Source organism: Paenibacillus sp. FSL L8-0436 (assembly GCF_038593025.1).
Taxonomy (GTDB): Bacteria; Bacillota; Bacilli; order Paenibacillales; family Paenibacillaceae; genus Paenibacillus_AQ.
On sequence record NZ_CP151955.1, the window covers coordinates 1,924,705 to 1,947,893 of the forward strand.

Here is a 23,189-nt window from a genome sequence, read left to right on the forward strand (position 1 = left end):
CTGTGCGTATCACTGCAGGCGATTTCAGCATTACAAGATTACAAAGGCCGCCAGTGGTTTAAAATAGGGTAATGTGACAACTGAGGATACGAGAGGCAGGGATAAGCAATGGTATATGTGGCTAGCGATGAACGGTATGAAGTTATGCAATATAACCGCTCTGGCAGATCGGGACTGAAGCTTCCGGCGATATCACTGGGACTCTGGCATAACTTTGGCGGGATCGACACTTATGAGAATGGCCGGGAGATGATTACCCGTTCGTTTGATCTCGGCATTACCCATTTTGATCTGGCCAATAATTATGGCCCGCCCGCAGGTTCGGCAGAGGAACTGTTCGGCAAGGTGCTCGCCCGTGACCTTTCCCCCTACCGTGATGAGATGGTGATTTCTACTAAGGCGGGATATTATATGTGGCCTGGACCCTATGGGGAATGGGGTTCACGCAAATATATGCTGTCCAGTCTGGATCAGAGCCTGAAACGGCTGGGACTGGACTATGTCGACATTTTCTATTCTCACCGTCCGGACCCGGAGACACCGCTGGAAGAAACGATGGGCGCGCTGGATTATGCCGTGCGGTCAGGCAAAGCGCTATATATCGGATTATCCAACTATACGGCGGAGCAGACTGTGGAGGCGGTCAGTATTCTGAAGGGTCTCGGCACTCCGCTTCTGATTCATCAGCCGAGGTATTCGATGCTGGACCGCTGGATCGAAGGTGGACTGCAGGATGTGCTGGAAGAGAACGGTATCGGCAGCATTGCGTTTACTCCGCTGGCCCAGGGCCTGCTGACCAATAAATATTTGAATGGCATCCCTGAGGATTCAAGAGCGGCGGGTCCATCCACCGCGCTGAATGAAAGCCGGATTACACCGGAGGTGCAGCGCAAGATCCGTGCCCTTAACCAGATGGCTGTCGCGCGCGGCCAAAGTCTGGCCCAGTTTGCGCTCCTCTGGACACTTCGCGGCGGCAAAGTGACCTCTGCACTGATTGGCGCAAGCCGGGTGAGCCAGATCGAAGAGAACATCGCCGCGTTGTCCCATGCGGACTTTACCCAGGAGGAGCTGGATCGGATCGAGACCATCCTCAAAACAGAGAGTGATGTGTAAGCTTTGCATCCACTACATTTATGGCCTCCATATGCATCCCGTTTAGGGGCCTATTGCTGCACAGCCCGCTTCCTGACCGGAAGACGGGCTGTTGCTGTAGTTGGGCAATTAGGAATAGGGCATAACCTGGGAAAGGGATAGGACATAACATAGGGAATAGAGGGGGATGAAGTGGGGTGTGAATCGGACTGAGGGGACGTTATTTCAGGGAGAAACATCCAAAACTTACACAAACGGACCGTATAGCCGTTATTCTATCTGAAAAGTGGCAGAACACGCGCAATATTGGAAAATAACGCCTCTAAGGTCCGAATTTGTGTAAAAGACAGGCGGATCAGCGTAATAGTGGCTATGGAGTCCGTTTGCAGCCTGTTATCTCCGGAGGGACACGGGGTTAACTAATCAGCTTGATACCGTGTGGCAGCGCATCACACAATAAGGTGAGAGGGTTCAGCACGGGCCACGGCAAGGTGCAGAGAATTCAGCAGGGTTGCCGGGTGGACTGAGATCAACGCGGCTATCGCGAGCTGCAGTGTCTTATTGGGTTCGGGAGGGTGTACAGAATTCCGGCCTCAATAACATAGACCTTAAGTTTGCTGCTTCTCCCCGGGTCTGGACGTTGAGATGCGGTAAGCGGTTGGGGACTGGGCACAGAAGCGTTTGAATTGGCGGGAGAAATACAGGGCATCCGTCAGACCAACGGATGCCGCAACCTGCTCTACGGATAATTCTGGACGTTCCCGCAGCAGCTGGCGCGATTTCTCGATGCGCAGCTTAAGCAGATAGGTCACCGGCGAGAGACCGGTCTCCTGCTTGAAGATCCGCGACAGGTAAGCGCGGTTATAGCCGAGGCTGCCGCACATTTGCTCAATCGAGACCGGGTGAGCATATTGGGAAGCCATATAGTGGATCATCTGCTTCACGGTGCGCTTGACCTGTGATTCCGCCCCCGACAGCCTGGAGGAGGAGATATGCCGCTCAGCGGCTTCTCCGACAATCAGGTACAGATAGCCGAGTGAAGTCAGGTGGGCGCTCTCCTTATTGGCGTAGAACGCCTGCATCATTCCGGCCATCGCAGCGGGGATGACACTGCCTTCGGCAGTGGAGAGCACTGGCTTCTGCGGAGTAAAGCCGGTCTGCAACACAAGCGCGTCGGCTTCCGCACCGGTGAAAGCGGCCCAGCGGTAGCGCCAGGGCTGCTTCCCGTCCGAGAGATAGCTGACCAGCTGGCCGGGATGGATCAGGAAGCAGTCGCCTTGTCCCAGCTCATATTTGCGCTGCTCGGTGCGGAAGGTCCCGGAGCCGGATTCAATGAAGTGAAGCAGGTAATAATCATAGATTTTGGGACCGGCCTGATGCAGCGGCAAGGTCTGGCTTTCGCCGGCAAACAGTACATGCAGATTTTGCTTATCATAATAGACGGGATTTGACCCTACGGAATAAGTATGTTCCACGAAGAAGCTTCCTTTCTGGAGTTAACGCTGTCACCGCTTTGGAAACGGGTAATCGCTGGAAATGCCCGTCCTCCGATTATAACACGGAAGTCACATTTATCCATGCATTGCACACATGATTGCATTATCAGGGCAAGTCTGATTTTATTATAATATAACCATGAAGACAGCAAGACTGATTCCAAGTTGAAGCAAGAGCAGCGAAAGGATGGAGTGGCACTAATGAGCATACAGGAACTTAACAGCAAATTTATTGAGAAGTACGGGGAGAGTACCGAAGAGGCACGCGTCTTCTACGCACCGGGCCGTGTCAATCTTATTGGAGAGCATCTGGATTACAATGGGGGTTATGTACTGCCGGCAGCGCTGGAATTCGGCACAACACTGATTGTACGCCCGCGCAGCGACGGCAAGGTTCAATTCGCATCGACGAATCTTCCTTACGAAGCGTCCATCGACTACAGCGAAATAGGCAAGGCCAAAACAGGGGAATGGATCGATTATCCGATTGGCGTCATGGTGGAATTGGCAAAGAAGGATCTTCCGGTTTCCGGCGGCTATGATCTCTTGTTTCACGGTGATATTCCGAACGGTTCGGGCCTTTCTTCCTCCGCTTCCATTGAGGTGGTTACCGGCTTCGCGTTCCTGACACTGCTGGGTGGGGATACGGATACAGTAGAAATTGCGCTGCTGTCCCAGCGTGCGGAGAACCAGTATGTCGGCGTAAACTCCGGAATTATGGACCAGTTCGCCGTAGCCAACGGCAAGCGTGATCACGCGATTCTGCTGATGTGCGATACGCTGGAGTATAACCTGATTCCATTTGTGACCGGCGCCTACAAGCTGGTGATCAGCAACACGAACAAGAAGAGAGGTCTCGTGGATTCCAAATACAATGAACGCCGCAGCCAGTGCGACGAAGCATTGTCCATTCTGAAGCAGGAGGTTCCTTCCCTGTCTTACCTGGCAGAGCTGAAACCTCAGCAATTTGAAATCCATCAGCACAAAATTACAGATGAAACCGTCAGACGCCGCGCCCGCCATGTAGTGGAAGAGAACCAGCGTGTGCTTGACTCGGTTGAAGTACTGAAGAACAATGACCTGAAGCAGTTTGGTCAATATATGAATGACTCCCATGTTTCGCTTCGCGATCTGTATGAAGTAAGCTGCGAGGAGCTGGACATTATGGTTGAAGAAGCACAGCGGATTCCCGGAACCCTTGGCTCGCGGATGACCGGTGCGGGATTCGGCGGATGTACGGTATCACTGGTGCATGAGGATGATGTCGAACGCTTTATCCGTGAAGTCGGTGAAGCCTATACCACCAGATCCGGTCTGGTAGGCGAATTCTACGTATGCGGTATCGGCAATGGTGTGGAAGAATTGAAAGGAGTGAAGTAAGATGGCGATTTTGGTAACAGGTGGAGCGGGGTATATCGGTTCTCATACAGTAGCTGAACTGCTGGAGCGGGGCGAGGAAGTTGTGGTTATCGACAATTTGCTGACAGGCCACCGTGAGGCGCTGCTGGGCGGCAAGCTGTATGAAGGTGACCTGCGGGACAAGGCGCTGTTGGCCAAGCTGTTTTCGGAGAACAAGATTGAAGCGGTGATCCATTTTGCCGCTAGCTCGCTGGTGGGCGAGAGCATGAAGGACCCGGTCAAATACTATGACAACAACGTATATGGTACACAGTGTCTGCTGGAAGCGATGCAGCATGCAGGTGTGGACAAAATCGTCTTCTCCTCCACGGCCGCAACTTACGGCGAACCGGAAAAGGTGCCGATCGAGGAAACTGACCGCACAGAGCCGGCGAATGTGTACGGTGAAACCAAACTGACGATGGAACGCATGATGGCCTGGTTTGACAAGGTGCTCGGCATCAAATACGTGGCGTTGCGCTACTTCAATGCTGCAGGGGCACATGCCAGCGGCAAGATTGGCGAAGACCACCGTCCGGAGAGCCATCTGATTCCGCTGGTGCTGCAAACTGCGCTGAAGCAGCGGGAGAGCATTGCTGTCTTCGGCGAAGACTATCCGACCGAAGACGGAACCTGCGTCCGCGACTATATCCATGTCAGCGATTTGGCTGACGCCCATGTCCGGGCGGTCAACTATCTGCGCAGCGGCAGTGCAAGCAATATCTTCAACCTTGGCAACGGCCTCGGCTTCTCGGTCAAACAAGTGATCGAAACCGCCAAGAAGGTGACCGGACTGGACATTCCGGTTGTCATTCAAGAGCGCCGCGCCGGTGATCCTGCTGTGCTGGTAGCTTCTTCTGATAAAGCCCGCTCCATTCTCGGATGGACTCCGCAGCATGCGGACCTTGAGGATATTATTCAGAGCGCCTGGAACTGGCATTCAGCGAATCCGCAAGGATACGGAGAAGAATAACTCCTGGCTGTCCGGGGTAGTATGGCATTCTATTGAACCAGCTGCCCCCCAAAAAGGACGCAGACAACTCGCTACACCACATTAAGGAGAATTTAAATGCCTAACGATATTAATACCGCTCCGGCCGGAGAGAAGGCGCTGCATGCCATCGAACAGCTTGTGCTGTTTGCGCTGCACCAGGAGCTGATCCAGCCTGCCGATGTTGACTATAGCCGCAATGAACTGCTGGACCAGTTCGGCTTCAGTGAGCCGTATGCCCTTGAATTCAGTGAAACACCGCTTGAGAGCCCGCAGGGACCGCTGGACATTCTGATCGATTATGGCTTCGAAATCGGACTGATTCCGGAGAATACCGATACGTACCGTGATCTGCTGGATGCGAAGATTATGGGCCTGCTGATGGCACGGCCATCTGAAGTCAATGCCCAATTCTATAGCCTCTCGGCGGAGAAGGGCATTGAGGCGGCAACCGACCGCTTTTACAAATTAAGTATTGATTCCAACTATATCCGCATGGACCGGATTTCGAAGAATGTGTTCTGGCTGCAGGAATCACCCTACGGGGATATCGAAATGACGATTAACCTGTCCAAACCTGAGAAGAACCCGAAGGAAATCGCCATGGCCCGGCTGCTCCCTCCGCCGGTCTATCCGAAATGCCTGCTCTGCCGCGAAAATGTGGGGTATGCCGGACGGTTGAATCACCCGCCACGCCAGAACCTGCGTGTAATTCCGCTGAAGCTGAACAATGAGAATTGGTTCTTACAATACTCGCCGTATGTGTACTACAACGAGCATTGCATCGTGTTCCATCACGATCATGTGCCGATGAAGCTGACCAAGGAGTCGCTGAAGCGTCTGCTCAGCTTTGTGGAAGCTTTCCCGCATTATTTCATTGGCTCGAACGCCGATCTGCCGATTGTCGGCGGGTCGATTCTGACCCATGATCATTTCCAGGGCGGGCGCCATACCTTTCCGATCCAGAAAGCACCGAAAGAGCAGACGTTCACCCATGCCTCCTACCCGGGCGTCAGCCTCAGCATCGTGAAGTGGCCGATGTCGGTCCTGCGTTTGCATGGAGTAGACCCTGCAGTGCTGCTGGAATGCGGCAACGATCTCTATGAAGCCTGGAAATCCTACAGCGATCCTGAGGCTGAGGTATTGGCTTTCAGCGAAGTTGACGGTGTGGAAACCCCGCATAATACCGTTACTCCAATCGTGCGGCGGGCGGAAGACGGCGGCTTCGAGCTGGATCTGGTGCTGCGCAACAACCGGACCAGCGGGGAATTCCCCGAAGGGATATTCCACCCGCACCGGGAGATGCACCATATCAAGAAGGAGAACATCGGCCTGATTGAGGTTATGGGTCTGGCTATTCTGCCGGGACGACTGAAGGAAGAGCTGGATGCTATCGCAGGCGTGCTTGCCGGAGATCTCCCGCTACTGGCTGCCGTGAAGAGTGAAGCTGATCACGCGCTTGCGCAGCATGCCTCGTGGATACAAGAGCTGGCCGAACGCTTCGGCACAGGTCACAACCACGAAGAGGCTGTAAAAATCGTGCAGAATGAGGTCGGTATCAAGTTCACCCATATTCTGGAGCATGCCGGGGTCTACAAACGGACACCGGAAGGACAAGCCGCTTTCCGCCGGTTTGTGCAGAGCTTCGGAGCCCTATAAACAACTGAATGTTAGTATTAATGTCCCCGGCCACGCAGGTTTGGGGGCTTTTCTTATACAGTTCGTTCAGCTTGGCGTGATACGGGGAGACGCTGTGATTTGAATGACGCACGCCGGAGGTCTATAATATGAAATTGCATCACATTCATCAACTAATGGAGGTTTACCCATATGCGCAAGTTTGAATTTTATAATCCTACCAAGCTGATTTTTGGACAAGGAACATTGCAGGCTTTGAAGACCGAAGTCCCGAAATACGGTAAGAACGTATTGCTGATGTACGGCGGCGGCAGCATCAAACGCAGCGGTTTGTATGATAATGTGCTGGCTGAGCTGAATTCCATCGGGGCTGTCGTGACCGAACTGGCCGGAGTCGAGCCGAACCCGCGTCTGTCCACTGTACATAAAGGTGTGGCATTGTGCCGGGAGCACAACATTGAGCTGATCCTTGCCGTAGGCGGGGGCAGCGTACTGGACTGTGCCAAGGCAGTTGCGGTAGGCGCGAAATATGAAGGGGATATGTGGGACTTTGTGGAACGCAAGGCTGCTCCGCAAGCCGCGCTGCCGCTGGGCACAGTGCTGACGATGGCGGCTACCGGTTCCGAGATGAACAACGGCTCTGTCATCAGCAACGAAGTCACCCAGGAAAAAATGGGCTGGGGCAGCGTGCATGCCTTCCCGGCATTTTCCATCCTTGATCCCGAGAACACCTTCACTTTGCCGCGTGACCAGACTGTCTACGGCATGGTGGATATCATGTCGCATGTTCTGGAGCATTATTTCCATACCGACGGCAACACGCCTGTACAGGACGGCTTCTGTGAGACGCTGCTGCGCACCGTTATTGAAACGGCACCGAAGCTGATCGGGGACCTGAACAATTACGAGCTGCGCGAAACGATTATGTACTGCGGCACAATGGCTCTGAACGGCATGGTCAGCATGGGCTTCGCCGGAGACTGGGCAACACACAACATTGAGCATGCCGTATCAGCAGTCTACGATATCCCGCATGGCGGCGGTTTGGCTATTCTCTTTCCGCAATGGATGAAGTACAACCTCAGTACGAACCCTGCCCGCTTCCGCCAGCTGGCCGTGAACGTATTCGGCATTGATCCGTCCGGCAAAAGCGATGAAGAAGCCGGTCTTGAAGGCATTGAAGCACTGCGCCGCTTCTGGGATTCCATCGGTGCGCCGAAGACCCTGGGCGACTATGATATCAATGACAGTGAAATCGGAAACATGGCCGACAAAGCGGTGCGTTTCGGACCGTTCGGTAATTTCCGCAAGCTGGAGCGTGAGGATGTCGTAGAAATTTATACAATGGCACTGTAAGAATGCCACCATAAAGGAGCTGCAGAACTGCAGCTCCGGGCAGGAAATCAAGCCGTTCCCGGTAATGGGGGCGGCTTTTTTGCATAAACTCTTGGCATAGGCCGGCTTGGATTCAAGGCTGCTGCCACGATACAATATTGAGATAATCATCCAAGTTTGTGAAACCAAGGACATGGTTTGAACGTTTATACTAGTATGACAGTCCGGAACTTTAGACGGGAGGAGAAAATAATGCAAACGCTGTATTTGGGCTGTTTGGCGCTCGGCGTCATTTTTGCCGTAGTCAGCGTAGTTGTGGGAGATCTGATCGGCAATGTTTTGGATGGGATATTTGATGTGGCTTCCTTTGATTTCCTGAACCCTGCTGTGCTGGCCGGGGGAGTCACCGTATTTGGCGGAGCAGGCATTCTGCTCACGCGTTACAGCAGGCTGGAAGATGGCGCTGTTCTTGCCTTATCCTTGCTGATCGCAGCCTTTATGGGGGTGGTTCTTTACTTGGGAGTCGTCAAACCGATGGACAAAAGCGAGATGTCAAACGGGTTCTCCATGAGCGAGCTGCCCGGCAAGATCGGAGAAATTACCGTTCCTATTCCGGCACAGGGCTATGGCGAAATCATGGTGAAGTTCGGCGCAGGCAACAGCCTGCATACAGCAGCCAGCTTTGAGCAGCTTTCCCTCCCGGCCGGGATTAAGGTTGTAGTGGTAGAGGTCCGGGAAGGTGTTGCGCTGGTAACTGAATTTGAAGAGAGAAAAGGAGTGGATTCTTAATGTTAGGCTTAGACATTCCAGATTTTTTGTTTATTCCTATTGTAGTTGTAGCGGTTCTACTGGTGCTTGGGATTGCGTTCTGGGCACGTTACAAGACGGTCGGACCCGATGAAGGAATGATTGTCACCGGTTCCTTTCTCGGCAGCAATCATATCTCAGATGATGGCTCGGGCCGTAAAATCAAGATAGTCCGCGGAGGAGGGGCGTTCATTCTGCCTGTTTTCCAGAAGGCCGAGTTCATGTCTCTGCTCTCGCATAAGCTCGATGTGACGACACCGGAGGTATACACTGAGCAAGGGGTGCCGGTTATCGCCGACGGTGTGGCTATTATCAAGGTAGGCAGTTCTACCGAAGATGTGGCAACAGCAGCCGAGCAGTTCATGGGCAAGCCGATAGAAGGGCTGAAGAGCGAGGCGCAGGAAGTGCTTGAAGGGCATCTGCGGGCGATTCTCGGCTCAATGACCGTGGAAGAGGTTTACCGCAACCGTGACCGGTTTGCCCAGGAGGTTCAGGGCGTAGCAGCGCGCGATCTTAAGAAGATGGGACTGCAGATTGTCTCCTTCACCATCAAAGATGTGCGTGACAAGCACGGATACTTGGAAGCTCTAGGTAAACCGCGGATTGCTGCAGTGAAGCGGGATGCAGAAATCGCTGAAGCGGAAGCGCTGCGGGATGCACGGATCCAGAAGGCAAACGCCGAGGAGCAAGGGCAGAAGGCTGAACTGCTGCGGGATACGAACATCGCCGAAGCCTCCAAGGACAATCAGCTGAAGGTTGCAGCCTTTAAACGTGATCAGGATACAGCCAAGGCGGAAGCCGATCAGGCTTATCACATCCAGGAGGCGCGCGCCAAGCAGACGGTGGTCGAAGAGCAGATGAAGGTCGAACTGGTTCGCAAGGAACGCGAGATAGACCTGCAGTCCAAAGAAATACAGGTGCGCGAGAAGCAGTACGATGCGGAAGTGAAGAAGAAAGCGGAAGCTGACCGCTACGCAGTGGAACAGGCGGCAGAAGCCGATAAGGCCAAGCGGATGCGCGAAGCCGATGCCTTGCAGTACAGCATTGAGACCCAGGCGAAGGCAACATCCGAGCAGAAACGCCTGGAAGGCCAGGCAACAGCCGATGCAGAACTGGCTAAAGGTAAAGCGGAGTCCGAAGTTATCCGCCTGCGGGGTCTCGCAGAAGCAGAAGCCAAAGAGAAGCTGGCCGAAGCGTTCCAGAAATTCGGCGAAGCTGCCGTGCTCGACATTATCGTGAAGATGCTGCCTGAATTGGCCGGTAAAATTGCCGAGCCGCTGGCATCCATCGACAAGCTCACTGTAGTGGATACGGGCAACGGTGAAGGAGCGGCGCGGGTCAGCAATTATGTGACCCAGCTGATGTCGACGGCACCGGAAATGCTGAAGAGTGTCTCGGGAATTGATGTAGAGGCATTGATTAAAGGTTTGACTAAAGGAAAAACGGGAACTCCGGACCACAGACCGGCAGTATCGGTTGCACCTGCGGTACCGGTAGTACCTGCAGTACCTACAGTACCGGCAGTGCCAGTGGTTCCAACTGATAAACTTGAAGGATAATGCGGGATAACTCAAGGTATGACAGGTGCATTGCCTGTCATACCTTGAATTTTATGGAGAGTGGGGAACTTCGTATGGAGCTGCTCTTGGATAACATCCGTAAGAGCTTCGGAGATAAACAAGTGCTCAAAGGCATTGACTACACTTTTGAAAAAGGCAAGATTTACGGTCTGCTGGGCCGCAACGGTGCCGGTAAAACCTCGCTGTTCAACTGCTTGAGCGGGGAGATTGGAATGGACAGCGGCGGAGCTTTTTTACGGGAAAACGAAGTAAGCAGTCCGCTTCGCGAGGCGGATATCGGGTATGTGTTTTCTTTGCCCATCCTGCCGGAATTTCTTACAGGCTATGAGTTTGTGAAATTCTATATGGATATCAACCGCGACAAGATTGAACCTGGCAAAAGCATCGAAGACTATTTCGACATTATCCGGATTGAGCAGGAGGACCGCCACCGGCTGATCAAAGGGTATTCTCATGGCATGAAGAACAAGATCCAAATGCTCTGCTTTATCATTACACGTCCGCCCTTGATATTGCTGGACGAACCATTGACTTCTTTTGACGTTGTGGTGGCACTGGAGATCAAGAAGCTGCTGCGGGAGATGAAGCAGGATCATATCATTATTTTCTCTACCCATATTTTACAGCTTGCAGCCGACTTGTGCGACGAACTCGTTATCCTGAATAACGGGACACTCCAGGAGATTCCTGCCGACACTCCGCACAGCCCGGAATTCGAGGAGAGAATCATAACCTTGCTAAAGGATGAGGGCAGCAATGATTAAGACGCTGAACACCATACTGGATATCAGGGGCGCATCCGGGGCGAACCGGCTGATCTATTATCTCCAGCGGCTGCCGGTTATTGGGAAGATGGCAAAGAATGACTTGTATTCCCGGACAGGACTCAAAAAGACGCTGACTGTAATCGTGCTTATTCTGAAGATAATATGGGGCTTTCTGACCAAATTCGCTTACTTGGGAATTGTAGTCTATTGGCCGGTGATCACAATCGGCAAGGAACTGCCGCCTGCTGAACAGTATCAGCTCTATCTGCAAGTGCTGGTCATCATCAGTTGTATCGTAGCGGCAGTTTCAAATGCGGTCATCCTGGAACCGAAGCGGGACAAATATATTTGTGTGAAGCTGATGCGGTTGCCTGCTGATCAGTACATGCACGCTACTTTGTCGCTTCGGACCTTCAGTTTCTTTGTTTATTATATACCGGCCATGTGCCTCTTCGCTTCATTGCTACAGGCCCCGGTCTGGCAGGGAGTGCTGCTTGCCCTGCTGTTAACTGCCTGGCGTTTGGGAAGTGAGGCGCTGCATTTATGGCTCTTCGACTATACGGACATTGTGCTTGTCAAAAAAACAGGGTGGGTGTGGACCGTCATAGGCGTGGGATTTCCGCTTGCCTATGCTCTGCTGTATGCAGAAGTGTCCTTCGTGGACAGCGCTATGTTGTTCAACCTGCCGGCGGGTTTAGCCATTGCGGCTATAGGAGTGGTTGCCGCCGTTTATATTGCGCGTTATCCCCGTTACCGCAGTGCGGTTGATGCTGTGACCAAAATAGACGATCCGCTGCTGGATATGGGGCGTATGATGAAGGAGTCGAGAGTGAAGGATGTCGAGACGAAAGAAAAAGATTTTTCAGCGGAACAGCTGAGTCCCGGTCAATTTCAGGAGAAAAGCGGCTATGCTTACCTGAATGCGATCTTTTTCTCCCGGCATAAACGTTTTTTAATACAGCCGATTCAGCGGCGGATGCTTATCATTGGCGTGTTGTTCGCAGCCGGATTGCTGTCGATGATGGTCTCACCGGCAATGTTTACCAAGATGTCACATTTTTTAATCGGCAGCCTTTCTTATTTTGTATTTATTATGAATTTTACCTCGATCGGTGAGAAGGTCTGCAAAGCGATGTTTTACAACTGCGACATTAGTCTGCTGCGGTATGGATTCTACCGGGAACGGACGGCGGTGCTGAGCAATTTCCGGATTCGGCTGCTGAGAATAACCGCTCTGAATTTGATTCCGGCCGGAGCTATTTGTATAGCTGTGAATCTGCTCATTCTGCTTTCGGATGAAACCTGGGGGATTGCGGATGCAGCTGGTTTTTGCGGGGCTATCCTCGGCCTATCCCTGTTCTTCTCCGTGCATCACTTGTTCATGTATTATATTTTCCAGCCTTACAGCACAGAGCTGAATTTGAAGAATCCGTTCTTCACCATTGTCAACAGCATTGTGTTGGCTGCCACCATTGTGTGCCTCCGCTTGGAGAGCACTCCGGCTTATTTTGCGGGAATGGTACTGCTGACCACGGTAGCCTACATGACCATCGCCTTATTCCTGGTCTATAAATACTCGGGCAGAACCTTTCGGGTAAAATGATTCAGCCTCTTCCACAGTCGAAATCTTGATGTTATGGCGGTAGCCAAGTATAATCTACACATGCTGTCAAGTTATGCAGCTGCCGCAGCGGCAAAGGTATTCAGAATTCAAAGAGGTGTAAGCAGTGAGCAGCATAACAGTGGCTAAGGTACTCAATAACAATGTGATTATTGCCGAGCATCCCCAATACGCCGAGGTTGTGGTGATCGGCAAGGGCATAGGCTTTAACCGGAAAATACGTGATCGGATCAGTCTGTCTTCCGTGGAGAAGATGTTTATTCTCCGCAGCCAGGAGGAGCAGGAGCAATACAAGCAGCTCGTTCCGCAGGTGGACGAGAAGCTGATCGAGGTAGTTCAGGAGATTGTATTGCATATCATGCAGAGCAGCCGCCAACCGCTGAATGAACATATTCATATTGCACTCACTGACCATATTTCATTTGCCATCCGCCGTCATGAACAAGATATCGCCATACATAATCCGTTTCTGTACGAAACCAGGGAGATTTACCCTGAGGAATACAGTCTGGCCGAATATGCAGTCGGGCGGATCAATCAGGCAATGGGGGTAACGTTGCCTTTTGATGAGATCGGTTTTGTGGCTTTGCATATTGTAAGCGCATTGAGCAACCGCCATATCTCCGAGGTGAAGCAGCATTCCGTGCTGATCGGTGATCTCGTGGGGCTGGTGGAGGATAATCTGAGTTATCATGTTCCGCGGGATTCCCTGGATTATTCCCGGCTGGTCACTCACCTGCGTTTTGTTCTGGAAAGACTGCGCCGTGGTGAGAGTGTGCGGGAGACTTCTTCTCTGGACGGGTTAATGAAGCGCGAATATCCTGAAATGTACATGCTGGCCTGGAAGCTGACCAAGGTCATTGAGCAGCGGGTGCGTATTCCGGTATATCCGGCTGAGGTGAGCTACCTGACTATTCATCTGCAGCGCCTGGCCCAGAAGAAAGAGGATGAAGAGGATATGGAGCAGCATGAGGGTTGAAATGAACCCCTTACAAAAACATGCTTGCAACTTCAAAAAATCGGTGCTACAATGTTCCCTGTTCCAATAAAACAGAATACCTACGTGTAACTGATACGATCAGGCATGAGTGATTTACAGTATTTTGGTTGTCAGGCCCCAAGCTGGGGCAATCTAACCTTAGTGTTAGAGAGACAAACCTAAATGCTGTGTTGCTCATGCCTTTTTTGGTTTCTGTTTGTGCGAAATTACTATTAAGGAAGTGGCCAAAATGTTCAAAAAGTTGTTTGGCGTTTTGCAAAGAGTCGGTAAAGCGCTTATGCTTCCTGTAGCCATCCTGCCTGCGGCGGGCTTGCTGCTCGGGATCGGAAACATGCTGGTTAACCCGGATTTCCTCCAATACGTACCGGCACTGGAAAACAGCGGGGTTCAGGCCGTTGCTAACGTTTTGATGAACTCGGGACAGATTGTTTTTGATAACCTGTCGCTCTTGTTTGCGGTCGGGGTAGCCATCGGTCTTGCCGGTGGTGAAGGGGTTGCCGGTCTTGCGGCAATCATCGGTTTCCTCGTCATGAATGTAACCATGGGAACGGTACTGGGCATTAACGCTTATGTATTGACCTGGAAGGATTTCTCCTATTCCAGTGTCTTGGGAATACCGACGCTGCAGACAGGGGTTTTCGGCGGTATCCTGGTCGGGATACTGGCCGCGTCGATGTACAAGCGGTTCTTCCGCATAGAATTGCCGTCGTATCTCGGTTTCTTTGCGGGTAAACGGTTTGTGCCGATTATGACGGCAGTAACCTCTCTGATTCTTGGTCTTGTATTGACGGCTGTTTGGCCGCCGATCCAGCACGGCCTGAACTATGTGTCGCAAAGCATGATCAACACGAACTTGACGCTGTCGGCCTTTATCTTCGGTGTCATTGAGCGTTCACTGATTCCTTTCGGCTTGCATCACATTTTCTATTCGCCGTTCTGGTATGAATTCGGAAGTTATGTCGATAAAGCCGGCGAACTGGTACGCGGGGATCAGCGGATCTTCATGCAGCAGCTGCGCGACGGGGTGGATTTCACAGCGGGTACATTTACAACAGGTAAATATCCGTTCATGATGTTCGGTTTGCCGGCAGCGGCACTGGCGATCTACCATGAAGCCAAACCTGAGAACAAAAAGATTGTCGGCAGCTTGATGGTTTCTGCTGCCCTTACTTCTTTCCTGACAGGGATTACAGAGCCGCTGGAATTCTCATTCCTGTTCGTAGCTCCGCTTCTGTTCGCAGTGCATGCTGTCTTTGCAGGTCTTTCCTTTATGACTATGCAAATCCTTCATGTTAAGATCGGAATGACCTTCTCCGGCGGCTTTATCGACTATGTGCTGTTCGGTATTATCCCGAACCGTACTGCGTGGTGGCTGGTTATCCCGGTAGGTCTGGTTATTGCCGTGATTTACTACTTTGGATTCCGCTATGTCATCCGGAAGTTCAATCTGAAAACTCCGGGCCGTGAAGATGCATCCGATGATTCGGAAGACGTCAACACGGGGAAAGTATCTACAAGCGGGGATGATCTGCCGCGCAACATTTTGTCCGCACTGGGCGGCAAAGAAAACATCACCCATCTGGACGCCTGCATCACCCGCCTCCGCGTCGAGGTTAAGGATAAGGCAGGCGTAGATAAGAACCGGCTGAAGAAGCTGGGGGCTTCCGGTGTGCTTGAGGTTGGTAATAACGTTCAGGCGATCTTTGGTACACGTTCAGATACAATCAAGTCACAGATACAGGATGTCATGAACGGCAGAATACCAGCTGCTTCAGCTGCTGCCGCACCGCAGCCTGAGCTTGAGAAGCAGGCCGGTGAAGAAGGCGCAGCAATTATACCTGAGGACATCGTGTCCCCGGTAAACGGCGAGCTGCTTGATATTACGCAGGTTCCAGATGCTGTCTTCTCCCAGAAGATGACGGGTGACGGATTCGCCTTCCTGTCAGATGACGGCAAGATTGCTTCACCGGTATACGGTAAAGTGTTCAATGTATTCCCGAGCAAGCATGCCATCGGGATTATGTCCGACGGCGGCAAGGAAGTGCTCGTGCATATTGGTGTTAATACTGTAAAGCTTAAAGGCCAAGGCTTCACGATTCTAGTAGAAGAAGGCGACCTTGTAGCTGCAGGACAGCCGATTATGGAAGTGGATCTGGAATACGTGAAAGCCCATGCGCCTTCCGTTATTTCACCGGTCATCTTCTCCAATCTGCCTGAAGGGTCCACGGTTACCTTGAAGAAGCCGGGTAAAGTGGCTGTAGGCGATAAAGACATCATCAGCATTCAGTAACATGTGCATTGGCATGGCGCTTCCCTTATAATGGAGGGGAGTGCGGCCTTCGCATAAGACAAACATTCAAATTAACAGAAAGCGAGTTGGATATTATCATGCAAAAAACATTCAGAATTATTGACGAAGACGGAATTCACGCACGCCCAGCAACAGCGCTGGTAAATACAGCAACAAAGTTTAAAGGCACAGAAGCATTCGCGGAAGCCAAAGGTAAAAAAGTAACACTTAAATCCATTCTCGGCGTATTGTCTTTGGGCCTTGAAGCTGGCGATACCTTGAGTCTGATTACTGAAGGCAGTGAAGAAGCGGAAGCACTGAGCGCACTGCAAGATGTGATGATTAAAGAAGGGCTGGGAGAGCTCCATGAATAAAATTTCAGGAATCGCGGCTTCAGCAGGTATTGCCGTAGCCCGTGCATTTATCCTGGAACATCCGGATTATACAATCACGAAGACTGCTATTAGCGATGTGGAAGCCGAGATTGCCAAACTGGAGAGCGCCCTGGAGAAATCCAAGGGCGAGCTTCAGGCCATTAAGGAGCGCACGCTCGCTGAATTGGGCGAGAAGAAGGCGGAGATTTTCGAATCCCATCTGCTGATTCTTGAAGACCCCGAACTCATCAGTCCCGTAATGGATAAAATCCGCGAGGAATCGGTTAATGCGGACTATGCCCTAAATGAAGTAGCCACTCAGTTTATCGAAATGTTCGAAAATATGAAAAGTGCTTACCTGCAGGAACGTGCCGCTGATATGCGCGATGTAACCAAACGCATCCTGAATCACCTGCTGGGTATTCACTATGTAAGTCCTGCGGAAATCAATGAAGAGGTTATCGTCATTGCCCTGGATTTGACTCCATCCGACACGGCACAGCTTAATCGTAAATACGTGAAGGGCTTCACGACGAATATCGGCGGACGCACCTCGCACTCGGCCATCATGGCCCGGTCCCTGGAAATTCCGGCGGTAGTCGGCACCAAGAATGTACTGTCTGAAGTCAAGGCGGGAGATCTGGTGATTGTCGACGGTTTGAGCGGAGATGTTCTAATCAACCCGAGCGATGCTGAAGTCGCCGAATATAAAGCTAAGCAGGAAGCCTATGATCTGCAAATCGCCGAGTGGAAAAAACTCCGCGATGAGCCGACCGTATCGGCTGACGGCAAACATGTAGAACTGGCTGCCAACATCGGCACACCTAATGATGTGAACGGTGTGATCGAGAACGGCGGCGAAGGTGTAGGTCTGTACCGCACCGAGTTCCTGTACATGGGCCGCGACAAGCTGCCTTCCGAAGAAATTCAGTACAATGCTTACCGCACCGTGCTTGAGAACATGAACGGCAAGCCGGTTGTTGTGCGCACACTGGATATCGGCGGCGACAAGGAGCTGCCTTACCTGGATCTGCCGAAGGAAATGAACCCGTTCCTTGGATTCCGTGCGATCCGCCTGTGTCTGGACCGTCAGGATATTTTCCGCACCCAGCTGCGCGCTTTGCTTAGAGCAAGTGCTCACGGTGACCTGCGCATCATGTTCCCGATGATCGCTACGCTCGGCGAATTCCGTGCAGCCCGCGATCTGCTGCTGGAAGAAAAGGCTAAGCTGCGCGAAGAAGGCAAGGAAGTATCGGACAACATTCAGTTGGGCATCATGGTAGAAATTCCATCAACGGCGGTTCTGGCTGACCAGTTCGCCAAAGAAGTGGATTTCTTCAGTATCGGTACCAACGATCTTATTCAATATACGATGGCTGCCGACCGTATGAATGAACGGGTATCCTACCTGTACCAGCCATACAATCCGGCGATCCTGCGTCTGGTCAAAATCGTTATCGACGCAGCCCATGCTGAAGGCAAATGGACCGGCATGTGCGGCGAAATGGCCGGCGACAGCACAGCGATTCCGCTGCTGCTCGGTCTGGGCCTCGATGAGTTCAGCATGAGCGCAACCTCCATCCTGCCTGCACGCAGCCAGATTTCCAAGCTGTCCGCTGCAGACATGAAGGAAATGGCTGCTAAAGCACTTCAGCTTGGCACCGCCGAGGAAGTTGCTGCACTTGTGCAGAGCAGCGTGAAGTAAATTCGCAAAGATTTTTTGCATTATCCGTTTAGGCAATTCACTCTTCCAACTACTACTGCCGGTCTCCTCTATTGGAGGCCTTTTTTTTGTTGTCAGCGGCAGTACATCATCTGTTGTTCGTGCTGTCCTTTATAAGGACAAGCTCAAATGCCTGGGCGCAGCAGCCGATAATAGAATGTGGGCACATAAAACGGGTGGAACCCAAACCTGTGAACATAGTGTTACATATTATATTATGATTCAAAAGAAAGACAGTACTCTATAGACTTCGCTTGCAGATCTGTGCAAGTATTAATTTCTTCCGTAGTGGAAATAGTTGGATTTAAGTGAAGTAAACCGTTATCCGGCAATATGGCGGAGAACAGGGGGATGGTGGAATAATGAATAGCAATTATATAAATACAGAGACAATAATAGAAACTTATGAAGGCAAGGACCTTGGAGTAACCTACACTGCAGGCTGCAGCCAGTTTAAAGTATGGGCCCCGACGGCCTTTACCGTATCGGTTGTATTGTACGAGACCGGCGGGAACGGCGCAGATGTATCAGCCGTTTATTCCAAAGACAGTGGAGTGATTATCCCCATGCAGCGCCAGGACGGCGGTGTTTGGCAGGCGCAGCTTACCGGAGATCTGAAAGGCAAATATTATATGTACCGCACCGTATTTGCCGACGGCAGTATAAGGGAGGCCGCCGATCCCTATGCAACCGCTGTTTCGGCAAACGGGGTGAGGTCGGCGATTGTGGATTTGCGTGAAACCGATCCGCCCTCCTGGGCAGAGGACCGTTCACCCCAGTTGCCACATCCCGCAGATGCGGTAATTTATGAGCTGCATGTGCGTGATTTCTCCGCCCATGAGAGCTCTGGTATGTTGCATAAGGGGAAGTTCAAAGCTTTTACGGAAACCGGATTACGTGATTCCGCAGGGAATGCACTGGGAATTGATCACTTGGCTGAACTGGGGATTACCCACGTGCATCTAATGCCGGTATTCGATTTCCAGACGGTAAACGAACTGAATGCAAATGGTCTGGACACCGAAGCGGGACATTACTCAGAATATAACTGGGGGTATGATCCACAGCATTATAATGTACCTGAAGGGTCCTACAGTACGAATCCGGCTGAACCTGGGACCCGGATCCGTGAATTCAAAGAAATGGTGCAGGCACTGCATAGCCGGGGCATTTCGGTCATTATGGATGTGGTGTACAACCATACGTATTCTGTTGAGAAGGGGCCATTCGAGCCGCTGGTGCCGGAGTATTTCTACCGTCATGATTATTTGGGTAGACTGTCCAACGGTTCGGGCGTCGGCAACGAAATTGCCACAGAGCGGCCTATGGTGCGCAAATATATTAAGGACTCCTTGTTATACTGGGCTTCGGAGTATCATATCGACGGGTTCCGCTTTGATCTGATGGGTCTGATGGACAGCGTAACCATGCGCGAAATTACGGAAGAGCTGCGCCTTGCCATTAATCCGAATCTGCTGATCTACGGGGAGCCGTGGACAGGAGGGGACTCTCCGCTGGCGGACAAAACGCTGAAGGGTGTGCAGCGGGGCAAAGGTTATGCCGTGTTCAATGACAACTTCCGCGCGGCAATAAAAGGCGACAGCGATGGTTGGGGCAAAGGCTTCGCAACCGGTGAATACGGCAAAGAAGGCGCAGTGGCGTCGGGAATAAAAGGAGCGATTCATGAATTTACCGACTCGCCTGTCGAAACCGTGAATTATGTTACCGCTCATGATAACTTGAATCTGTGGGATAAGGTGCTTGCTTCCCAAGGCCAGCGCCAGGCGGCAGATCTGCCTGAACTGGAGAACGGAAGATTGAAGGGCGGCGGAGAGGTCGAAAAGGCGGTCGCTAGAGCAAATCCGTACTTCGCAATCGACCCGCAGGATGTTCTTGACAATGAAACTGTACGCCGCTCCCTGCTGGCTAACGGGATCATTTTAACCTCCCAGGGCATTCCTTTTCTGCAGGCCGGAGATGAAATGCTGCGCAGCAAATATGGGGATCATAACAGCTACCGTTCCCCTGATGTGGTCAATGCGATCCGCTGGGATAACAAAGAGACATTTATGCCTGTCTTTCAATATTATAAAGGGCTTATTGAACTGCGGCGGAAGCATCCGGCCTTCCGTCTGCATGGACGGCAGGAGATCGAACGCTCACTGGAGTTCCTGCGCTGTGAAGACGGCGTCGTCGCTTATCAGCTGAAGGATAATGCAGGCGGTGATGTCTGGAACAATATCGTTGTTATTTTCAACGCCAATTGGGGGCCTGTTACTCAGCAGCTGCCTGAGACAGGCGGCTGCTGGAATATTGTGGTAGATCATTCCGGTGCCGGTACAGAAGCCTTCCGTATTGCTACAGATCATGCAGTAGAGCTTGAAGGACTGTCGATGATGGTACTGTATGATGTCTACGGCGAGCCTGCACCACGGGCAAAGATCATTGAGGTTCATTATGACCGCCCCGACGGCGATTACCGCGGCTGGAATCTTTGGGTGTGGGGTACAGGCATCCAGGATGGGCAGTGCGATTTCCGGCAGATGGAGGATGGACGTGCGGTAGCACGGATCGAAGTGGTGCCGGGAACAGAGTCAGTTGGATATATTTTGCGGCTGAATGACTGGGAAGAGAAGGGTAGCGGAGACCGCTTTATTGACTGCTCCGGCAGTGAAGCGCTGCTTAAGGTAGTGGTGCAAGACCGCAGCAGTGCAAGCAGCGGCGATGGAGATAATCCGCTTCAGTTAAGCAGCTGAGGTTAAGATATAGAAGAAACGCATAGCCACTCAGCCGATAAAGGCTGTTCTAGCATCGCCGCCGTTTGGGCAGTGATTCCGGAACAGCCTGTTTTGCTGCCTGTTTCTTTATTTATGCTTGTCTGAATGTTCTTCATCCACAAGCTTATTGTATAGATTGGCTTCGTTGCCGCCGCTGTTTTTGGAGCGGTACATCGCCAGGTCGGCGGCGCGGAGCAGTTCGTTGATACTGCCGCCATGCTGCGGATATAGGGCTACGCCGATGCTAGCGGTAGTATGAAAGCTGGAGCCTTGGTTGACAGACCAGGATTTGTTGAACAGCTGAAGCAGGCGGTCCAGCATTTCCTCCAGCATCTCTGGATTGGTAAGGCGGTGAAGCACGACGGCGAACTCATCGCCGCCGATGCGGAACGCCTGACCGAATCCTTTGACCGTCTGCTGCAGCTCACGGGAGAGCAGCTGCAGGAATTCATCTCCGGCCAAGTGGCCAAGGGTATCATTAAGCTGCTTGAACCTGTCGCAATCGAGCAGCGCAACTGCTATTTCCTGTCTGCGATCCTCCGGCTGATTAATCAGGTTCTCCATGTACATTTTAAAATGGGCTCTATTGGGGATTGCTGTTAAATGGTCATAGAAGGCCAGCTTGTGGAGCCGTTCCTCATGTTGCTTACGCTGGGTAATCTCACGAGAGATAAGCATATACTGCGCGGGAAAAGCACGGCTGCCGGTGATCGGTGAGATTTTCGTTTCCAGCCACACCCAGTGGCCTTCTGCCGAACGCATGCGCAGCTCCGAAATCCGCGGAGTCCCCTGGACTACACTCTTCAGCTTCGCCCAGGAGATTTCAGCTTCGCGGATGTAGTTGGAGAGAGGAACACCTTTGTCCGGCACGTAGCCAAGCACGCTGGAATGGGAAGGCGAGGCGTACAGGATCATGCCGTTTGGATCGGTCAAAATAATGAAGTCAGACATGGTCTCACCGATCAGCTGGTATAGGGATTGATCTTCCTGCATCTCACTTTGCAGCGAAACTACTCTGCGGCAGAGATAGATAATAACGAGCATAAGCAGGAACAAGATCAGCGAGTAGGCCGCGAACAGGGTGCTTTTTCTTTCACGGAACTCTTGGGTAATCTGCTGTCCGTAGTTATCGATCAGGTTCTCGGATTGATCCAGGCTGCTGCGGACCTCACTCAGCCGGGTGTTGATCATGGTAGCTGAGTACGTATCCGGGTTCCAATTGCTTTCCATACGCCGGGAGATCAATTCCTGCCCGGTACTCTTCCAGCTTTCAAAAGAACCCTCGAAGCTCTGCAGCTCGTTTCTCAGCCGGGAGAGCAGCCGATTGCTCTGTGTCATCCTCTTTTCCGGTTGCTTCATAGCGTTGATGTTATAGCTGGCCATGCCCAGCCGCTGCTTCACCTGGGCATTATTGTCATGAAACTCCTGAGACAGCAGGCTGCGCTGTTCACGGGTAATGTTCCGGTTCATCACCGTGTGCAGCGCAAGGGCAGCCTGATGAAGATCCCGGTCGGCATTCAGAATCAGCTCTGAGTTTTGGTAGACATCGCTGTACAGTGAATCTGAAAGCCGGTTAATTGTGTGGTTCAGATACAGCAGAGAAGCGGTGCTGATGCCCACCAGAATAACGGAGATAGCGGCAAATAAAAGGATTAATCTGCGTGTGTTTTTGATTTTGTATAAAGCCACTGTCATCCTCTCCCCGCATAAAACTTTGAGAAATCTCTTTGATAGTAGATGATACCTATGCGGAACTAATCCCAGCTGCGGGTAATTGGCCGCAGGGACAACGAGAGAGTGTCTTTCAAATAGTCATAGAAACATAGTGCTTCCAGTACGATTAGGGATCCTTCTCATCAGTATGTAGGACGTACTGCTTAGGGCATCCGGGCCGAGTATGGAATATAAGAGGTTGATCCGAGCCTGAAATCCCCTGCCAGCCGACCTTTCGGGTCATCAAGCGATCCGGTAAGCCGGGGAGGAGACGGGATTCTTGATATAATTAGCTTCAGATTTAAACATTATGTATAGTACTGACTTATTCATACTCCAACCCTTGAGTCCTATTACCCAAGTTTTCTACAAACGATACTCCCTTTCTGTGCTAAGCACTAAAATATCATAGCTGCCGCTCCCGTCCCTTATATTAAAGGTTAGCGGGTTCGTTCCCGGCGAGTTTAGGGATTGATTCCTCTGAATTTGTCGGCTTGTCAAAATGAAATTTTGTGCATATAATAAATAGACATATCTTCTGAGTAAGAAGATGCAGTTTCTCAGCTACATCATTATAAATGCAGTGA

Annotated in this window: 16 protein-coding genes and 1 other annotated feature (1 of these 17 running past the window's edge); of the genes, 14 read left to right on the top strand and 2 right to left on the bottom strand. The window is 51.7% G+C overall.

Annotated features, from left to right (window positions below; translation table 11 throughout):
* Positions 1–108 precede the first annotated feature (108 nt).
* Positions 109–1,113: an L-glyceraldehyde 3-phosphate reductase gene (gene mgrA, locus NSS79_RS08770; RefSeq protein ID WP_038588207.1), complete on the top strand. Its 1,005-nt coding sequence runs from the start codon at positions 109–111 to the stop codon at positions 1,111–1,113.
* Positions 1,114–1,700: 587 nt separating this feature from the next.
* On the opposite strand, the gene NSS79_RS08775 is transcribed toward mgrA, so the two are convergent.
* Positions 1,701–2,567 carry an AraC family transcriptional regulator gene (locus NSS79_RS08775; protein WP_342439051.1) on the bottom strand — a complete coding sequence of 289 codons (867 nt, stop codon included), beginning with the start codon at positions 2,565–2,567 and terminating at the stop codon, positions 1,701–1,703.
* A 222-nt stretch (positions 2,568–2,789) separates the two neighbouring features.
* On the opposite strand from NSS79_RS08775, the gene NSS79_RS08780 reads away from it, so the two are divergent.
* The 13 genes from NSS79_RS08780 (at position 2,790) to pulA (ending at position 20,868) form a co-directional block, all read left to right on the top strand.
* Complete coding sequence (locus tag NSS79_RS08780) at positions 2,790–3,968, top strand: galactokinase (RefSeq protein WP_342439052.1); 1,179 nt, start codon at positions 2,790–2,792, stop codon at positions 3,966–3,968.
* Position 3,969: 1 nt separating this feature from the next.
* Positions 3,970–4,959, top strand: a complete 990-nt coding sequence (gene galE / locus NSS79_RS08785) for a UDP-glucose 4-epimerase GalE (RefSeq protein WP_342439053.1) — start codon at positions 3,970–3,972, stop codon at positions 4,957–4,959.
* A gap of 96 nt (positions 4,960–5,055) precedes the next feature.
* Positions 5,056–6,636 carry a UDP-glucose--hexose-1-phosphate uridylyltransferase gene (locus NSS79_RS08790; protein ID WP_342439054.1) on the top strand — a complete coding sequence of 527 codons (1,581 nt, stop codon included), beginning with the start codon at positions 5,056–5,058 and terminating at the stop codon, positions 6,634–6,636.
* Between the two features lie 171 nt (positions 6,637–6,807).
* Positions 6,808–7,971 (top strand): iron-containing alcohol dehydrogenase, encoded by a 1,164-nt coding sequence (locus NSS79_RS08795; RefSeq protein WP_342439055.1) that lies wholly within the window; start codon positions 6,808–6,810, stop codon positions 7,969–7,971.
* A 231-nt stretch (positions 7,972–8,202) separates the two neighbouring features.
* Positions 8,203–8,739: a hypothetical protein gene (locus tag NSS79_RS08800; protein ID WP_038588227.1), complete on the top strand. Its 537-nt coding sequence runs from the start codon at positions 8,203–8,205 to the stop codon at positions 8,737–8,739.
* The gene (locus NSS79_RS08805) at positions 8,739–10,316 is read left to right on the top strand and encodes a flotillin family protein (protein ID WP_342439056.1); all 1,578 of its coding nucleotides are present in this window, start codon (positions 8,739–8,741) and stop codon (positions 10,314–10,316) included. The genes NSS79_RS08800 and NSS79_RS08805 overlap by 1 nt, the downstream gene beginning before the upstream one ends.
* A gap of 74 nt (positions 10,317–10,390) precedes the next feature.
* Positions 10,391–11,101, top strand: coding sequence for an ABC transporter ATP-binding protein (locus NSS79_RS08810; protein ID WP_342439057.1), 711 nt, complete (start codon positions 10,391–10,393; stop codon positions 11,099–11,101).
* Positions 11,094–12,707: a hypothetical protein gene (locus NSS79_RS08815; protein ID WP_342439058.1), complete on the top strand. Its 1,614-nt coding sequence runs from the start codon at positions 11,094–11,096 to the stop codon at positions 12,705–12,707. The genes NSS79_RS08810 and NSS79_RS08815 overlap by 8 nt, the downstream gene beginning before the upstream one ends.
* Positions 12,708–12,831: 124 nt before the next feature.
* Positions 12,832–13,704, top strand: a complete 873-nt coding sequence (locus NSS79_RS08820) for a PRD domain-containing protein (RefSeq protein WP_340893829.1) — start codon at positions 12,832–12,834, stop codon at positions 13,702–13,704.
* A gap of 250 nt (positions 13,705–13,954) precedes the next feature.
* Entirely contained in the window at positions 13,955–16,015 is a 2,061-nt protein-coding gene (gene ptsG, locus NSS79_RS08825; RefSeq protein WP_076111448.1) for a glucose-specific PTS transporter subunit IIBC, read from the top strand.
* A gap of 98 nt (positions 16,016–16,113) precedes the next feature.
* Entirely contained in the window at positions 16,114–16,389 is a 276-nt protein-coding gene (locus NSS79_RS08830) for an HPr family phosphocarrier protein (RefSeq protein WP_038599075.1), read from the top strand.
* A complete protein-coding gene (gene ptsP / locus NSS79_RS08835; protein WP_342439059.1) occupies positions 16,382–18,094 on the top strand; it encodes a phosphoenolpyruvate--protein phosphotransferase in 1,713 nt (570 codons plus the stop codon). Before NSS79_RS08830 ends, ptsP begins: the two co-directional genes overlap by 8 nt.
* A 380-nt stretch (positions 18,095–18,474) precedes the next feature.
* Positions 18,475–20,868, top strand: coding sequence for a type I pullulanase (gene pulA, locus NSS79_RS08840; RefSeq protein ID WP_342439060.1), 2,394 nt, complete (start codon positions 18,475–18,477; stop codon positions 20,866–20,868).
* Positions 20,869–20,976: 108 nt separating this feature from the next.
* On the opposite strand, the gene NSS79_RS08845 is transcribed toward pulA, so the two are convergent.
* Complete coding sequence (locus NSS79_RS08845) at positions 20,977–22,578, bottom strand: sensor domain-containing diguanylate cyclase (protein WP_342439061.1); 1,602 nt, start codon at positions 22,576–22,578, stop codon at positions 20,977–20,979.
* 598 nt (positions 22,579–23,176) lie between these two features.
* Positions 23,177–23,189, top strand: a binding site (T-box leader); it runs 276 nt beyond the window's last position.